The sequence below is a fragment of the Phocaeicola plebeius genome (assembly GCF_003437535.1).
Taxonomy (GTDB): domain Bacteria; phylum Bacteroidota; class Bacteroidia; order Bacteroidales; family Bacteroidaceae; genus Phocaeicola; species Phocaeicola plebeius_A.
In genome coordinates, this window is sequence record NZ_QSQT01000035.1 from 18,496 (window position 1) to 33,690 (window position 15,195).

A 15,195-nucleotide genomic window follows, 5' to 3' on the forward strand; every position below is an offset into this window, starting at 1 on the left:
TTTTTCTATCAAGTTAAAATAAAGTACAAACTTCAGCCTGACTCACCTTGATTAAATCAGCCGGAGCCAGTTTCACCTGCAAGCCTCTCACTCCTGCACTTACGTATATATAAGGGAAATCATTGCATGTGTGATGAATATATGTAGGGAAATGCTTCTTCATCCCTATCGGAGAGCATCCTCCACGAATGTATCCCGTCAGCGGAAGCAGTTCTTTCATCGGTATCAGGTCGCATTTCTTGTTGCCTGAAATCTTGGCTGCCAGCTTCAGGTCGATTTCGTGCTCACCGGGAATCACACAGACAAAGTAACCCGACTTATCTCCTTGAAGCACCAACGTCTTGAATACCTGTTCAATGTTCTCTCCTAAAGTAGCGGCTACGTGTACGCAACTTAAATCATTTTCATCTACCTCGTAAGGAACCAGTTCATATTTCACCTTATCCCGGTCCAGCAAACGGGCCGCATTGGTTTTTGCAATCTTGTCTTTTGCCATTATTTTGTTACTCCTTTCAGTTCTTCTTTTAAAAATCCGGATGTATATCCTTTACCCGACTGGGCCACTTCTTCCGGTGTACCGCACACCAGCAACTGTCCTCCGGCCTTTCCGCCTTCCGGTCCCATATCGATAATATAGTCTGCCATCTTAATGACATCCAGGTTGTGCTCTATGACAATGACGGTATTTCCTTTTTCTACCAGACGGTTCAACACGTTCATCAGTACCCGAATGTCTTCAAAATGCAGTCCGGTGGTCGGTTCATCCAAAATATAGATAGTCTTTCCGGTATCCCTTTTAGCCAGTTCAGTAGCCAGTTTCACACGCTGACTCTCTCCTCCCGACAAAGTAGTAGAGGGCTGCCCCAACTTGATGTATCCTAATCCCACCTCCTGCAGCACCTTGATTTTGTTCAGTATCTGCGGCACGTTTTCAAAGAATTCCACTGCCCGGTTGATGGTCATGTCCAGCACATCGGCAATGGATTTACCTTTATAGCGCACTTCCAACGTTTCACGGTTATAACGCTTTCCGTGACAGACCTCACACGGCACCAGCACATCGGGAAGGAAGTTCATTTCAATGGTCTTGTAACCGTTTCCTCCACATGCCTCACAGCGTCCACCCGATACGTTGAAAGAGAAACGACCTGCCTTATAGCCGCGAATCTTGGCTTCCGGAAGACCGACAAACAAGTTACGTATGTCGGAAAAGACTCCGGTATAGGTAGCCGGATTCGAACGCGGGGTTCTTCCTAAGGGCGACTGGTCTACGTTCACCACCTTGTCAATGTATTCCAGCCCTTCAATGCTGTCATACGGCAAAGGATCTTGCAGTGAACGGTAGAAGTGCTGGGAAAGAATCGGTTGCAGGGTATCATTTATCAAAGTAGACTTTCCGCTGCCGGATACTCCGGTCACACAGATAAGTTTTCCCAATGGAAACTCCACATCATCGCCTTTCAGGTTATTTCCACGTGCCCCTTTCAACACGAGAGAATGCCCGTTGCCCTTTCTTCGTTCTGCCGGAACCTCGATACTCATTTTTCCATTCAGATACTGCGATGTCAGGGTGTTGGTCTTTATCATTTCTTCCGGTGTACCGGAGAAAACGACCTCACCACCCAAGCGACCGGCTTTCGGTCCCATATCCACCACGTAATCCGCAGCCAGCATCATGTCCTTGTCATGTTCCACTACGATAACGGTATTTCCCAAATCGCGCAGTTCTTTCAAGGAGTTAATCAACCGGATATTGTCACGCTGATGCAGTCCGATACTGGGTTCATCCAGAATATACAACACATTCACCAGCTGAGAACCAATCTGCGTGGCCAGACGAATACGCTGGCTTTCTCCTCCCGAAAGTGTGACTGATGAACGGTTCAACGACAGATAGTCCAGTCCCACATCCAGCAGGAATTTCAGTCGGGTACGTATTTCTTTCAGGATTTCCGTTGCTATCAGACGTTGCTTGTCTTCCAGAAAGTCTTCCACATGGCACACCCAGTCATACAACTCACTGATGTCCATCGTGGCCAGTTCATAAATATTCTTGTCGTGGATGCGGAAATGCAAGGCTTCCTTGTTCAGACGTGCTCCTTTACAATCGGGACACACATCCGTCTTAGCAAACTGTTCCGCCCATTTCTGTGCGGTGGCAGAAGCTTCCTTTTCCTGCATCATCTGAATGTATTTCACGATGCCCTCGTATAAAATAAAGTAATCGGAAGTGGCATGAATTAGTGTACTCTTGATTTTCAAGCGCTCATCGCATCCATACAGAATCTCATTGATGGCATCTTCCGGCAACTCACTCACCGGTGTCTTCAACGTAGCTTCATAGCGTTCAAGCAACGCTTCCAACTGCCAGAATATCATTACGTTCTTGTATTTCCCTAACGGAGCCACAGCTCCTTCATACACCGAAAGCGAACGCTCCGGAATCACCTTGTCCACATCAATCAAGTTGACATATCCCAGTCCCTTGCAACGCGGGCAGGCCCCCTGCGGAGAGTTGAACGAGAAGTTATGCGGTGCCGGCTCCTTGTAAGAAAGTCCCGTCACCGGACACATCAGGCGTTTGCTGTAGTGACGCACACTTTCCGTCTGTGCATCCAGTATCATCAACAATCCGTCACCCTGCTGCATGGCTGTAGCTACGCTCTGCTTTAAGCGGCTTTCTTCCTTTTCCGTGACCACTATCTTGTCAATCACCACCTCTATGTCATGATTCTTGTAACGGTCCAGCTTCATGCCGTGTACGATTTCCTTCACTTCTCCATCTACACGTACATAGAGATAGCCCTTCTTACGTACCTGCTCGAACAATTCCTTGTAATGTCCTTTACGCGTACGCACCAGAGGTGCCAGGATATAAATGCGTTTTCCTTTATAATCACGGTGTATCAAATCCAGAATCTGTTCTTCGGTATATTTCACCATCTTCTCACCCGAAAGATAGGAATAAGCCGTACCCGCACGGGCAAACAGCAGTCGCAGATAATCATAAATCTCGGTGGTTGTTCCCACGGTAGAACGTGGATTCTTGTTCGTCGTCTTCTGTTCGATGGAAATCACCGGACTCAATCCTGTAATCTTATCCACATCCGGCCGTTCCATCCCTCCCAAAAAGTTACGGGCATAGGCAGAGAAAGTTTCAATATAACGGCGCTGCCCTTCTACAAACAGCGTATCAAATGCCAGAGAAGACTTTCCGCTTCCGCTCAATCCGGTAATCACCGTCAAGCTGTCACGAGGGATTTCCACATCTATATTTTTCAGGTTGTGTACCCGAGCTCCTTGTACACAAATCGTTTCTGTTCCTTCAGTCATACATTATCCATCAATGATATCTTTGCAAAGATAGTGAAAGGCGAGAACAGAGACAAACGGAAAACAAAGTTTTCAGATTTGGCTATGCCGAGCCGCATCCTATCTTCGAGAATCAAAGATAGAGATATTTACTTTTCCATTTTCATTCGACAATGCAATTTTTTTTGTACTTTTGCCACTCAACAAATCCATAATAACCATGAGATTCTTTCAGATAGTTTGCCTTTCGCTGGCTTTGACTTTAGGAAACGCCGGAATAACTACCTTCGCACAGAACGGAAACAATTATTTTCTACATACAGTAAGCAGAGGACAGAGTCTTTACTCCATTGCAAACATGTACCATGTGTCCATTGACGACATTGTACGTTTGAATCCGGGAAGCGACAAGCAAATCCGGGTAGGAGAAGCATTGAAAATTCCCCAGGCAAACTCCTCTTCTTCCAGCAAGAACGGAAGATTCCATACTATACAGGCTGGAGAAACGCTTTACCAGCTGACGGTGAAATACAATATCAGCGCACAGGCTATCTGCGATGCCAACCCTGGTCTGAGTGCCAGCAATTTCCGCGTGGGACAGGTAATCTCAATCCCTACGGAAAGTGTGACGGATCCGGTCACTCCCCTCGCTCCAGCTCAATCTTCCACTCCTTCTACTACCCAGAAAGGATGGAAAGAAATGCATAAAGTGGAACGAAAGGAAACTATCTTCAGCATCTGTCAGGAATATGGCATCACACAAGAAGATTTGCTGGCGCTAAATCCGGAATTGAAAAACGGGAAGCTGAAAAAAGGTATGTTCATCTTTATTCCTTACCCTAAGAGCAGCCAGCCTGCAGCAACACCTACTCCCACAATGGATCAAACACCATCCAATGAAGAACTGTTCAAGCAAAGCAAAACGGCTTCTAAATCTCTGCGAACCATTCAGGCAGCCGTGATGCTTCCGTTTACCGCTTCCGGAAGTATCAAACCTGAAGAGCAGACCCGCATGGTGGAATATTACGAAGGCTTCCTGATTGCCGTAGACAGTTTGAAACGTCAGGGTGTTTCGGTTGATTTATATACCTACGACACGAAAGGCAGCACCAATGTTATTTCAAGCATTCTCAACAAACCGGAAATGAAGAATATGGACATCATCTTCGGACCTGTCCATACTTCAAACATCGAACCGCTGGCAAATTTTGCAGAGCGTAACAAAATACGACTGGTCGTTCCTTTTGCTCCGAAAGTGGACCAGGTGTTCAATAATCCGATGGTCTATCAGATTAACACACCGCAATCTTATTTTTACTCAGAAGCGTATGACCATTTTCTCCGTAAATTCAGTAAGGCCCGCATCATATTTGTCGATCCGGCTAATGGAGACAAGGAAAAAAATGAATTCATCAATGGCCTGAAAAGCGAGTTAAAAGACAACCGTGTAGACTTCAAGCAGATTCAGCTAAGCAGCGAAATCGCTCCGGAAAGAATCATTGCAGCCATGGATACACTGAGGGAAAATATTTTTATTCCGACTTCCGGACGTAGTTCGGCACTGACCCGGATACTTCCTCAGCTGACTAATGTATTACGTTCACATCCGCATTTCGACATGCACCTGTTCGGTTATCCGGAATGGCAAACTTACACACAGGAACATCTGGCCAGCTTCTATGAACTGGATACGTATTTCTATTCATCGTTCTATACCAACAACCTGTTCCCGGAAGCTGTCCGGTTCACCCAAAGCTACCGCCGCTGGTATAGCAAAGACATGGCGAACACTTTCCCCAAATACGGTATGCTGGGATTTGATACGGGATATTTCTTCCTGAAGGGCTTGTCACAACAAGGCAATAAATTCGAAGAAAATCTGGATAAAGTTTCGGTTACCCCTATTCAGACGGGATTCAAATTTGAGAGAGTTAACAACTGGGGTGGCTTTATCAACCGGAAAGTATTTTTTGTTCATCTGACCAAGAATTATGAATTGATCAAACTTGATTTTGAATAAAATGAAAAGATACCGACAACTGATTTTTATATGCTGTCTGCTTTGCATGCTGCCCTTGTCGTTGTTTGCCCAATTGCAAGACGAACGGCATAATCTATCCGTGGGAATCAATGGAGGAGTAAACTTAAACTCTGTCAGTTTCACCCCCAGCATCAAGCAGACGAACTTCATTGCACCGGAATTTGGTCTTACAGTCCGTTATATCTCTGAGAAATACTTCAAAATGATTTGTGGTATACAGGGAGAAATCAACTTTTCCCAGCGAGGATGGAAGGAAGTCATTGAAGACGGAAGTAACAATACCTACCACCGTGCCATGAACTACATAGAAGTCCCTCTGCTGGCCCATCTGGCTTTCGGGAAAGACAAAGGAAATGGAGCCCGATTTATCATCAACCTGGGTCCGCAAGTAGGCTTCCTTTTAGGCGAAAAAGAATTTTACAGCGACCCGTCGACCTGGGATATCACCAACCGTCCGCAAGGGACTGATGAACAATACGGAAAATTTGCCGACCGAAAATTTGACTACGGAATCGTAGGAGGAGGAGGTTTGGAAATACGTACAGGTATCGGTCATTTCCTTCTGGAAGCCCGTTATTATTTCGGTCTGAGCGATTTCTACAACAACAGTAAAAAAGATTATTTCTCACGTTCTGCCCATTCTTACATTGGCGGACGTCTGACTTATTTATTTGATTTGAAAAAATAATTTGTATGATTAAACTTATATCCTGGAACGTAAACGGGCTGCGTGCCTGCTGCGACAAAGGTTTCCGAGACATATTTACCCAACTTGATGCTGATTTTTTCTGCCTGCAAGAGACGAAGATGCAGGAAGGACAGCTTGACCTCTCTTTTGAAGGCTATACTTCCTACTGGAATTATGCCGAGAAGAAAGGATATTCCGGTACTGCCATCTTTACCAAGCACCAGCCCCTGCAAGTAACTTACGGTCTGGGAATTGATGAGCACGACCATGAAGGACGTGTCATTACACTGGAGATGGAAAAATTCTTTCTGGTAACAGTCTACACACCGAATTCACAGGATGGACTGAAACGTCTGGACTATCGCATGACCTGGGATGATGATTTCCGCGCTTACTTGCAGAAGTTAGACCAAAGCAAACCCGTACTGATATGCGGTGACCTGAATGTAGCTCACAAGGAAATCGACCTGAAGAATCCGAAAACCAACCGGATGAATGCGGGCTTTACCGACCAGGAACGTGAAAAATTTCAATTGCTGTTAGATGCCGGATTCATCGATACCTTCCGTTACTTCTATCCCGAGCAAACCAACATTTATTCCTGGTGGTCTTACCGTTTCAAGGCACGCGAGAAGAATGCAGGGTGGCGTATTGACTACTTTTTGGCCTCAGCCAGCCTTGCCGATAAGCTGAAAGAAGCGAAGATTCACACGGAAATATTCGGCTCGGACCATTGCCCCGTGGAAGTGACCGTTGAAATTTGATTTGCCGCATGAAAAATGAAGGATTTACCTTACGGAAGCGTTTACGGAGCTTTAAGTTCGCTGGAAACGGTATCCGTCTGCTGATTACACGCGAGCACAATGCCTGGATTCATTGTTTTGCCGCAGTATGTGTAACCCTGGCAGGATGGCTAATTGGACTTTCTTCCACTGAATGGATAGCCATCGTGTTTGCCATTGGTTCCGTATTGGCTGCAGAAGCAGTCAATTCTTCCATTGAAGCACTGGCCGATTTAGTTTCACCAGAATACAACGAAGCTATCAAGCGTACAAAGGATTTGGCAGCTGGTGCCGTATTGATTCTGGCTATCAGCGCAGCCATTGTCGGATTAATAATATTCATTCCTAAAATTCTTACCCTGTCATGAAACCTGTCATGATTTTTTTGGCAGCACTCTGCCTCAGCGTGTCTTTACAGGCACAACAGCTTGAAATCAGCCAGCCCCGAAAAGCCGTACGTACTTCCGGCGATGTGGGTGCCGTACTGCTTCCCGTAGCCGGACTGACAGCCATACTTATTGAAAAAGACTGGCAAGGACTGAAACAGGGCGCATTGGCTGGAATTACCACGTTAGGAGTTACATACGCATTGAAATATGCAGTTAAAAAAGAACGTCCCGACCACAGCGACAATCATTCATTTCCGTCCATGCATACCTCTGTATCTTTTACAGCTGCCTCTTTCATCCAGCGACGTTACGGATGGAAATGGGGACTTCCTGCCTATGTAGTCTCTACTTATGTAGGCTGGAGCCGTGTATACGGAAAAAAACATGACTGGTGGGATGTAGCGGCCGGCGCGGCCATCGGAGTAGGAAGCTCCTATCTTTTTACCCGTCCGTTTGCCAAGAAACATGATTTGGCCATCAGCCCCGTAGCCGGTGACGGTTATTGCGGATTCTATACCTCTTTAAAATTCTGAATAATCCCGGAAGCATGTACGCAGCAAACTATTTCCTGCTGCGTCCACTTCCGAACAGATTCTTTGCTGCGTATTAGTTGAAATAATACAAGAAAGTAGCAATACCTTCCAACGCTTTCTTCTTCTGGTCTTTAATTTCAATGGAGAATTTGATTTCTGCCTTTGCCACTCCACGCAGATTTACCAATGAGTGCAAATCAGCCACCAGACGTACACTCTGACCTGACAATACTGCCTGGCCGAACTTCATCTTGTCCATTCCATAATTCACCATCATCTTCAAGTTGTTCACCTCGATAATCTGATTCCACAGATAAGGTAACAAAGACAAGGTAAGATACCCGTGTACAATTGTACTCTTGTAAGGACTTTCCGCTTTGGCACGCTCTGCATCCACATGAATCCACTGGTGATCCAATGTAGCATCTGCAAACTGGTTGATGCGTTCCTGCGGAATTTCAAGCCATTCTGATACTCCAATCTGCTGGCCGACCAATTTTTCGAACTCTTCGTACGAGTTAATAATAACTTTCTCCATAATTATCCTTATTCTTTAAAAAGCATAAAATATAGACAAAGATAAGTATATTTTCTTATTTCGATTCTTTTTCTTATCAAAATAAAGTAGCCTAAAAATCATGATAAATAGCCAAATCATCAGATTCCGGCTAAATTGACTACTTAAACAACAATGAAATTAATACTTTACTAATCGTTTGGGATTTCCATGCCAGGAACACCCCAGACAAAAGACCTCGTTCAAATCAAATCCTTCAAGCGATTCATCTTCTTTTTTCGGTACGACTTCTCCTTCAGAAGTCACATATACCAACCGACGCTCTCCTGCTTCATTTTTCACATACATCGCTGCAATTTTGCATTGCGGGCACAACATTTTTTTCATGTCCTATACTTTATTAATCTGCACAAAGATACATATTTTCATGGAATCCCCACTCTACACCGCTATTATCCCCATCTATTTATGCAACCCGGTTGTTATTATTACATAACTGATACAAGAAAGCAAAAAAGGAGGTAAATTCGCCTCATAATAAAACAGCTACAACTATGTCACATTCACACTCTCATTCACACACGCACAGCCATCATGCCATCGAATCGGTCAGTACCACCCTCATCGTATGTATCATCCTGAACCTGTTGTTCGTAATAGCCGAAGCGGCCATTGGTTTTTCCTACCATTCCTTAGGCCTGCTCTCTGACGCCGGACATAACCTGAGTGATATATTCAGCTTACTGCTTTCACTCTTTGCCATCCGGATGGCGGCACGAAAAGGAAATCGCCATTTCACCTATGGCTATAAAAAAAGTACCATACTTGTCTCGCTGACCAATGCCGTCATACTCCTCATTGCCGTAGGAGGGATTCTGATTGAAAGTATCTATAAATTATATAGCCCCGGCACCGTTTCCGGTGAAGCCATCTCATGGACTGCCGGAGCGGGCATATTAGTGAACGGAGCTACCGCCCTGCTACTGATGAGCCGACGAAAAAACGACTTAAACATCAAAGGAGCTTTTCTGCACATGGCCATGGATACACTGGTATCCGTCGGGGTAGTTATCTCGGGCATCCTTATCAGCCTGACCCATTATTACGCACTCGATGCGTTCATCGGAATGGGCATAGCCCTCATTATCCTGATTTCTACCTGGAAACTCTTGAAAGAGAGTCTCTACCTTACACTGGATGCCGTGCCTGAGCACATTCACCTCGACAAACTGGAGCAGGAAATCAGTCAGACACAGGGAGTGGAAAGCTGGCATCACCTGCATGTATGGGCTGTCAGTACGACTGAAAATGCCGCTACCCTTCACGTGGTAATTACCAGTCTGAATGAGATTGAATGTACCAAACATGCACTTAAACAACTGTTATCCCAACACGGAATTACCCATTCTACCATCGAATTTGAAACCCCAGGCTCGCAATGTGAAGATACAGCCAAAGGATGCTATCACTCCTGAACACCACAAAAAGAAAGTGCGCTGACCGGAAAAAAACTTCCAACCAGCGCACTTTTCTATTTTTCTTTAAGAATTATTTCAGTTTCACGAATAACTCTCCATCCACTTCACTTGTCTCAATTTTGTCTTCTCTCAACAACCAACCTAAACCCAGGAACAAGTCCTTGTCTGCTTTCAATTTAGCTTCTTTCTTAAGCTGTTTCTGAGTTTTGCCTTCTGTTTCATTCAGTGCCTCCCAGATTTGTCCGGCAATGACACCTGCTTTTTCTTTTAACATAGTCTTTTTGCTTTTATAATTATACATCTAAACTTGACGTGCATTAAACTGCGGCAAAATTAACAAAAAACAAGAAAAGGCGTGAAGAAAAAAGAGAAAACTTTCATTTTACAACCTAAAAAACAGCTTCTTATTACAATTTCCCTTCATTTTCCAAGAAATCGCCCCAAATTCTTGCTGCCGTTTCCACCATTCGTGCGCACGGACGTTTGGCATAATACTGTGCGGTCCGGGCATCGGGTGTAGCTACAATAGGTTCTTTCTTTGACAAGCCCAACAGTTCGCTGCAACGGATGGTTCCGCATTCTTCCTTAAACTTTTCAGCCAGTTCCTGCACCAATTTATAATTGGCAGCCTTTCCTTCCCTGTCTGCCCCATCCACTGCACAGCGTTCCAAACCCGCCAGCAGAAACATACCGCAAGCCGCACCGCATATCTCCCGCATGCGCCCGATACCTCCTCCAAACGAAGCAGCCATGTGCAATGCCTGCTCGAAGGTAAAACCATACATATCCGCATAAGCTCCAACGACTGACTGTGAGCAATTATATCCTTCCTTGAACAGCGCAACAGCTTTCTGTATACGTTCTTCTTTCGTCATGATTTCCTTTCCTTTTAGTTGTTGACTACATTTACCGGTTTACCTTCCAGAAAAGCCTTCAGGTTATTTACGGCCAACTGCATCAGTCGAACACGCGCTTCTTTCGTAGCCCACGCCTGATGTGGCGTGATAAAACAGTTACGTGCTTTCAGTAACGGATTATCTGCACGAGGTGGTTCAGAAGAAAGCACATCCAAACCCGCAGCAGCAATTTTGCCACTGTTCAGTGCATCCGCCAAATCCTGCTCGTTTACCAAGCCTCCCCTACCGGTATTAATCAAAATAGCGGACGGCTTCATCAAGTCCAGTTTACGGGCATCCACCAGTTCACGAGTTGTTTCCGTCAACGGACAATGCAAACTCACGATATCACACTTACGGAACAATTCATCCATTGAAGGACACTTATGTACATCAGCCGGAAGTTCCATGGCCGACTTGCTGGTATAAGCATACACATCCAGACCAAAACCGACTGCGATACGTGCCGTAGCCCGTCCCGTATTTCCAAAACCGATAATACCTATCTTTTTGCCATCAAGTTCATGCAACGGCGCATCCCAGAAAGAAAAATCAGCCTGACGACTCCACTTTCCGTTACTTACTTCCTGGGCATAATATCCCACACGCTGCACAATATTCAGAATGTGTGCAAATGCCATCTGAGCCACCGAGCTGGTGCTGTAAGCCGGAATGTTTGTCACCACAATTCCTTTTCGGGCGGCTGCAGCCACATCCACTACATTATATCCTGTAGCCAGCACACCTATATATTTCAGTGAAGGAAGCTTTTCAAGCACAGCCTCATCCAGCACTACTTTGTTCGTAAACACCACTTCTGCTCCTTCTGCTCTTTTGCAAACATCTTTCGGAGCCGTACGTTCATACACGGTCACTTCCCCCAATTCCTTCAAAGGTTCCCATGACAAATCTCCCGGATTCAATGTATATCCGTCTAATATTACAATCTTCATATCTTTCTTCTTAAAACTATATATTCATATTATTCTTTAAAACGATCACCCCACAGGCTCACCATCCGCTCTTTCAGCTTCTGCTCGGAAGGATTATCCTGTGCATGCCAGATACGCTGTGTACGAATCTCTTCCGGAAGGAAATCCTGCTTGACAAAATTTCCCTTATACGCATGCGCATACTTATAGTCCTTTCCATATCCCAATTGCTTCATAAGCTTGGTAGGTGCATTGCGCAAATGCAGCGGAACCGGAAGGTTTCCCGTCTGCCGTACCAGCTCCAATGCCGAATTGATTCCTTCATAAGCCGAATTGCTTTTCGGACTGGTGGCCAGATACACCGTAGCCTCAGCCAATGGAATACGCCCTTCCGGCCACCCTATTTTCATCACTGCCTCAAAGGCCGCATTGGCCAGCAACAGTGCATTCGGATTGGCCAGACCAATATCTTCTGAAGCAGAAATTACCAGACGACGGGCTATAAATGCCGGATCTTCTCCTCCTTCTACCATACGGGCCAGCCAGTACAAGGCTCCATCGGGATCACTGCCACGAATGGATTTGATAAAAGCAGAAACAATATCATAATGCATCTCGCCTTCCTTGTCATAGGCCAAAGGATTCTGCTGCAAGCTTGACACCACTTTTTCATCGGTAATAATCACCGGATTGGCAGTATCTGCCTCTATCACAAGTTCCAGAATATTCAACAACTTACGCGCATCTCCTCCGGAGTAGCGCAACATGGCATCCGTGTCCTTCAACTCCACCTGCCGTTCTTTCAGTATCGGGTCTTTAGTCAAGGCCAAATGAAGCAGTTCAAGCAAATCCTCCTTTTCCAATGACTTGAGTACATACAACTGGCAGCGGGAAAGCAACGGCCGGATTACCTCGAACGACGGATTCTCGGTAGTGGCACCTATCAGCGTCACCACCCCCGTTTCGACCGCTCCTAACAATGAGTCCTGCTGTGACTTACTGAAACGGTGAATTTCATCAATAAACAATATCGGACTTTGCTGAGAAAAGAAACGGTTGGCCTTCGCCTTTTCTATCACCTCACGCACTTCCTTCACTCCCGAAGTAACCGCACTCAGTGTATAAAAAGGAACTTCCAGCCGGTTCGCTACAATCTGCGCCAGGGTGGTCTTTCCGACTCCCGGCGGTCCCCACAAAATAAACGAAGAAATCCGCCCCGCTTCAATCATCCTGCGCAACACGGCCCCTTCTCCCACCAGATGTTTCTGGCCAATATATTCATCCAGCGTCTTCGGACGCATTCTTTCAGCCAATGGTTGTGCCATAGTTCTACCTTAATTAATATCCCCCAAAGATACGGAAAGTTTCTGAATACACGCAAAGAAAACCTGCGGCGACACACAAAAATCACACGATGAAACACAACTGAAATGCAAATGTAAGGGCAAAAAAAAGGCGCTTTTCACAAAGGGCCTTTTTAAGTTTTCAATAGGTATTAGTTTTTTTTCTTAAGGTAAAAAGATTGTTTTCAGGATAACGGCACAAAGATGCGGCCTTTTTTTCAGGTAACCAAATAAAAAAACATGTCATAAAACACATTCTGCGTTTTTTTTCATTGTCTTTCCTTTGGCATTATTAACAAGATGCATCTTCGCGCTCTACAAAGATAAGCAAATTTAAGTAAAAGGATGTAGCTCCGAAGAAATATTCTTTCCAATTATCTATAAGGAGATTATTTTTACTATTTTTGCAGAGTTAAAAGAAAAAACAAAAAGTTTCCGTATGACAGAAATAAATACAACCGAAAATTCAGAAAAGAAAAGCCTGAATTTCATTGAGCAAATTGTAGAGAAAGACTTGCAGGAAGGTAAAAACGGTGGAAGAATTCAAACCCGTTTCCCACCAGAGCCTAACGGATACTTGCACATCGGACATGCAAAAGCCATTTGTCTGGACTTCGGAATCGCACAGCGATACGGAGGAACCTGTAACCTGCGTTTCGATGATACAAACCCGACGAAAGAAGATGTAGAATATGTAGAAGCCATTAAGGAAGACATCCAGTGGCTGGGCTTCCAGTGGGGAAATGAATATTATGCTTCCGACTATTTCCAGCAACTATGGGACTTCGCTATCCGTCTTATCAAAGAAGGAAAGGCGTATGTAGACGAACAGACCTCGGAAGAAATTGCAGCCCAGAAAGGTACTCCTACCCAGCCGGGAACGGAAAGTCCTTATCGTAACCGCCCGATTGAGGAAAGCCTGGAACTGTTCCAGAAAATGAATGCCGGAGAAATTGAAGAAGGCAAGATGGTACTGCGTGCCAAGATTGACATGGCCAACCCGAACATGCACTTCCGCGACCCGGTTATCTACCGTGTGGTAAAAACTCCTCACCACCGTACCGGTGACAAATGGAAGGCTTACCCGATGTATGACTTCGCACACGGACAGAGCGACTTCTTTGAAGGAGTAACACATTCATTGTGTACACTGGAATTCGTGGTACACCGTCCGCTTTACGATTTGTTTGTAGACTGGGTGAAAGACGGAAAAGACCTGGACGACAACCGTCCGCATCAGTATGAGTTCAACAAACTGAACCTGAGCTACACACTGATGAGCAAGCGTAACCTGCTGACACTGGTAAAAGAAGGACTGGTAGACGGATGGGACGACCCACGTATGCCGACCATCTGCGGTTTCCGCCGTCGTGGATACTCTCCTGAGTCTATCCGCAAATTCATTGACAAAATCGGATATACTACATACGATGCACTGAACGACTTTGCTTTGCTGGAAAGTGCCGTTCGTGAAGACCTGAACGCACGTTCTACCCGTGTATCTGCCGTACTGAATCCGGTAAAACTGATTCTGACCAACTATCCGGAAGGACAAGTGGAAGAAATGGAAGCCATCAACAATCCGGAAGATTTGAGCGCCGGTACACATACCATTGAGTTCAGCCGTGAATTGTGGATGGAACGCGATGACTTCATGGAAGATGCACCGAAGAAATATTTCCGTATGACTCCGGGACAGGAAGTTCGTCTGAAAAACGCTTACATCGTAAAATGTACGGGTTGCAAGAAAGACGAAAACGGAAATGTGGTGGAAGTGTATGCAGAATACGACCCGAACACCAAGAGCGGTATGCCGGAAGCTAACCGTAAGGTGAAAGGTACGCTCCACTGGGTAAGCTGCAACCACTGCCTGAAAGCAGAAGTACGTTTGTACGACCGCTTGTGGAAGGTAGAAAACCCGCGCGATGAAATGGCAGCTATACGTGAAGCCAAAGGATGCTCTCCGCTAGAAGCCATGCAGGAAATGATCAATCCGGACTCATTGAAAGTGCTGAACGAATGCTACGTAGAAAAATTTCTGGCCGATGCCAAACCGCTCGACTATCTGCAGTTCCAGCGTATCGGTTACTTCAATGTGGACAAAGATTCTACTCCTGACCACCTGGTATTCAACCGCACCGTATCATTGAAAGATACATGGAGTAAAATCAACAAATAAAAGTGAGGCGATAAAAGCACTCCTTTATTACACTGATTTTAAGGAGTTAAAGAACTTATAAAACAATGCCCTTGTGTTTGATTCAGAACGCAAGGGCATTTCTTT

15 protein-coding genes are annotated in these 15,195 nt (G+C 45.3%); 7 read left to right on the forward strand and 8 right to left on the reverse strand.

Annotation, left to right across the window (positions count from 1 at the left end; genetic code table 11):
- Positions 1–13 precede the first annotated feature (13 nt).
- Complete coding sequence (gene ybaK / locus DXD04_RS14385) at positions 14–496, reverse strand: Cys-tRNA(Pro) deacylase (protein WP_007562878.1); 483 nt, start codon at positions 494–496, stop codon at positions 14–16.
- The gene (gene uvrA, locus DXD04_RS14390) at positions 496–3,333 is read right to left on the reverse strand and encodes an excinuclease ABC subunit UvrA (RefSeq protein ID WP_117673886.1); all 2,838 of its coding nucleotides are present in this window, start codon (positions 3,331–3,333) and stop codon (positions 496–498) included. The genes ybaK and uvrA overlap by 1 nt, the downstream gene beginning before the upstream one ends.
- A gap of 199 nt (positions 3,334–3,532) precedes the next feature.
- Between uvrA and DXD04_RS14395 the strand changes: the two genes are divergently transcribed.
- Genes DXD04_RS14395 through DXD04_RS14415 form a run of 5 tightly spaced genes read left to right on the forward strand, consistent with a single transcriptional unit; the run spans position 3,533 to position 7,745 of the window.
- Positions 3,533–5,332: an amino acid ABC transporter substrate-binding protein gene (locus DXD04_RS14395; RefSeq protein ID WP_117673887.1), complete on the forward strand. Its 1,800-nt coding sequence runs from the start codon at positions 3,533–3,535 to the stop codon at positions 5,330–5,332.
- 1 nt (position 5,333) lies between these two features.
- Positions 5,334–6,041, forward strand: coding sequence for a porin family protein (locus DXD04_RS14400; RefSeq protein WP_181977489.1), 708 nt, complete (start codon positions 5,334–5,336; stop codon positions 6,039–6,041).
- 5 nt (positions 6,042–6,046) lie between these two features.
- Positions 6,047–6,805, forward strand: coding sequence for an exodeoxyribonuclease III (locus DXD04_RS14405; protein WP_117673889.1), 759 nt, complete (start codon positions 6,047–6,049; stop codon positions 6,803–6,805).
- 8 nt (positions 6,806–6,813) lie between these two features.
- A complete protein-coding gene (locus DXD04_RS14410) occupies positions 6,814–7,191 on the forward strand; it encodes a diacylglycerol kinase family protein (protein WP_117673890.1) in 378 nt (125 codons plus the stop codon).
- Positions 7,188–7,745: a phosphatase PAP2 family protein gene (locus DXD04_RS14415; protein WP_117673891.1), complete on the forward strand. Its 558-nt coding sequence runs from the start codon at positions 7,188–7,190 to the stop codon at positions 7,743–7,745. Before DXD04_RS14410 ends, DXD04_RS14415 begins: the two co-directional genes overlap by 4 nt.
- 73 nt (positions 7,746–7,818) lie before the next feature.
- Here the strand turns inward: DXD04_RS14415 and DXD04_RS14420 are convergent, their stop codons facing one another.
- Together DXD04_RS14420 and DXD04_RS14425 are read right to left on the reverse strand one after the other, a co-directional pair.
- Positions 7,819–8,283: a MaoC family dehydratase gene (locus DXD04_RS14420; protein ID WP_117673892.1), complete on the reverse strand. Its 465-nt coding sequence runs from the start codon at positions 8,281–8,283 to the stop codon at positions 7,819–7,821.
- Positions 8,284–8,442: 159 nt separating this feature from the next.
- A complete protein-coding gene (locus tag DXD04_RS14425) occupies positions 8,443–8,649 on the reverse strand; it encodes a hypothetical protein (protein ID WP_022053245.1) in 207 nt (68 codons plus the stop codon).
- Positions 8,650–8,816: 167 nt separating this feature from the next.
- Here DXD04_RS14425 and DXD04_RS14430 point away from each other — a divergent pair, with 167 nt between their 5' ends.
- A complete protein-coding gene (locus tag DXD04_RS14430; protein WP_117673893.1) occupies positions 8,817–9,737 on the forward strand; it encodes a cation diffusion facilitator family transporter in 921 nt (306 codons plus the stop codon).
- Positions 9,738–9,810: 73 nt separating this feature from the next.
- On the opposite strand, the gene DXD04_RS14435 is transcribed toward DXD04_RS14430, so the two are convergent.
- The 4 genes from DXD04_RS14435 to DXD04_RS14450 all read right to left on the reverse strand — a co-directional run bounded on the left by DXD04_RS14435 (position 9,811) and on the right by DXD04_RS14450 (position 12,893).
- A complete protein-coding gene (locus tag DXD04_RS14435; protein ID WP_022053671.1) occupies positions 9,811–10,014 on the reverse strand; it encodes a winged helix-turn-helix domain-containing protein in 204 nt (67 codons plus the stop codon).
- A 133-nt stretch (positions 10,015–10,147) separates the two neighbouring features.
- A complete protein-coding gene (locus DXD04_RS14440) occupies positions 10,148–10,615 on the reverse strand; it encodes a C-GCAxxG-C-C family protein (protein ID WP_117673894.1) in 468 nt (155 codons plus the stop codon).
- A 14-nt stretch (positions 10,616–10,629) separates the two neighbouring features.
- On the reverse strand, positions 10,630–11,589 hold the full coding sequence (locus tag DXD04_RS14445) for a D-2-hydroxyacid dehydrogenase (RefSeq protein WP_117673895.1): 960 nt from the start codon (positions 11,587–11,589) through the stop codon (positions 10,630–10,632).
- Between the two features lie 29 nt (positions 11,590–11,618).
- On the reverse strand, positions 11,619–12,893 hold the full coding sequence (locus tag DXD04_RS14450; RefSeq protein ID WP_117673896.1) for a replication-associated recombination protein A: 1,275 nt from the start codon (positions 12,891–12,893) through the stop codon (positions 11,619–11,621).
- Positions 12,894–13,350: 457 nt separating this feature from the next.
- Here DXD04_RS14450 and DXD04_RS14455 point away from each other — a divergent pair, with 457 nt between their 5' ends.
- The gene (locus DXD04_RS14455; RefSeq protein WP_117673897.1) at positions 13,351–15,090 is read left to right on the forward strand and encodes a glutamine--tRNA ligase/YqeY domain fusion protein; all 1,740 of its coding nucleotides are present in this window, start codon (positions 13,351–13,353) and stop codon (positions 15,088–15,090) included.
- Positions 15,091–15,195 lie beyond the last annotated feature (105 nt).

Bases quoted from the DNA above. Each gene is read 5' to 3' on its own strand.
- ybaK (WP_007562878.1), bottom strand. From the start codon at position 496: ATGGCAAAAGACAAGATTGCAAAAACCAATGCGGCCCGTTTGCTGGAC.
- uvrA (WP_117673886.1), bottom strand. From the start codon at position 3,333: ATGACTGAAGGAACAGAAACGATTTGTGTACAAGGAGCTCGGGTACAC.
- DXD04_RS14395 (WP_117673887.1), top strand. From the start codon at position 3,533: ATGAGATTCTTTCAGATAGTTTGCCTTTCGCTGGCTTTGACTTTAGGA.
- DXD04_RS14400 (WP_181977489.1), top strand. From the start codon at position 5,334: ATGAAAAGATACCGACAACTGATTTTTATATGCTGTCTGCTTTGCATG.
- DXD04_RS14405 (WP_117673889.1), top strand. From the start codon at position 6,047: ATGATTAAACTTATATCCTGGAACGTAAACGGGCTGCGTGCCTGCTGC.
- DXD04_RS14410 (WP_117673890.1), top strand. From the start codon at position 6,814: ATGAAAAATGAAGGATTTACCTTACGGAAGCGTTTACGGAGCTTTAAG.
- DXD04_RS14415 (WP_117673891.1), top strand. From the start codon at position 7,188: ATGAAACCTGTCATGATTTTTTTGGCAGCACTCTGCCTCAGCGTGTCT.
- DXD04_RS14420 (WP_117673892.1), bottom strand. From the start codon at position 8,283: ATGGAGAAAGTTATTATTAACTCGTACGAAGAGTTCGAAAAATTGGTC.
- DXD04_RS14425 (WP_022053245.1), bottom strand. From the start codon at position 8,649: ATGAAAAAAATGTTGTGCCCGCAATGCAAAATTGCAGCGATGTATGTG.
- DXD04_RS14430 (WP_117673893.1), top strand. From the start codon at position 8,817: ATGTCACATTCACACTCTCATTCACACACGCACAGCCATCATGCCATC.
- DXD04_RS14435 (WP_022053671.1), bottom strand. From the start codon at position 10,014: ATGTTAAAAGAAAAAGCAGGTGTCATTGCCGGACAAATCTGGGAGGCA.
- DXD04_RS14440 (WP_117673894.1), bottom strand. From the start codon at position 10,615: ATGACGAAAGAAGAACGTATACAGAAAGCTGTTGCGCTGTTCAAGGAA.
- DXD04_RS14445 (WP_117673895.1), bottom strand. From the start codon at position 11,589: ATGAAGATTGTAATATTAGACGGATATACATTGAATCCGGGAGATTTG.
- DXD04_RS14450 (WP_117673896.1), bottom strand. From the start codon at position 12,893: ATGGCACAACCATTGGCTGAAAGAATGCGTCCGAAGACGCTGGATGAA.
- DXD04_RS14455 (WP_117673897.1), top strand. From the start codon at position 13,351: ATGACAGAAATAAATACAACCGAAAATTCAGAAAAGAAAAGCCTGAAT.